This is a genomic window from Campylobacter volucris (genome assembly GCF_008011665.1).
Classification (GTDB): Bacteria; Campylobacterota; Campylobacteria; order Campylobacterales; family Campylobacteraceae; genus Campylobacter_D; species Campylobacter_D volucris_A.
Window position 1 is genome coordinate 1 of sequence record NZ_VOWJ01000007.1, and the last position, 574, is coordinate 574.

General features: G+C 26.3%; 1 protein-coding gene. It reads left to right on the forward strand.

Annotated elements, in window-relative coordinates:
- Positions 1–574, forward strand: a 574-nt coding sequence (locus tag FPD38_RS00470) for an AAC(3) family N-acetyltransferase (protein WP_147554855.1), incomplete at both ends; no start/stop codon positions are given.

Sequence of the window (574 nt, forward strand, 5' to 3'; positions counted from 1 at the left end):
CACAATAATAAAAAATACTCAAATTTTGATTTAATAAAAGCTTTTGAAAATTTAGGCATTAAAAAAGGTGATATTTTATGTGTGCATAGTGAGCTTTTTAAATTTGGAACCCCTTTGCTTAAGAAAAATGAATTTTTACAAACCATAATTGATTGTTTTTTTGAAGCAATAGGAAAAGAAGGCACACTCATAATGCCAACTTTTACTTATAAATTTTGCAAAGATGGGATTTATGATAAGCTAAATTCAAAAAGTGAGGTAGGAATTTTAACAGAATATTTTCGTAAATGGGGGGGGGTAATACGCACTAATGATCCTATATTTTCTTTTGCTATAAAAGGTGCTAAACAAGATTTATTTTTACAAGATACAAAAAGTTGTTTTGGAGAAAATTGTGTATATGATATTTTATGGAAAAATAGTGGGAAAATAATCCTTTTTGGAACCCATCTAGTGGGATATACCTTTACTCATTTTATAGAAGAAATGGTAAAAGTTCCATATAGATATTTTAAAAATTTTAGTGGAATTTTAATAGATGAAAGCGGAAAACAAAATAATAAAAATATAACTT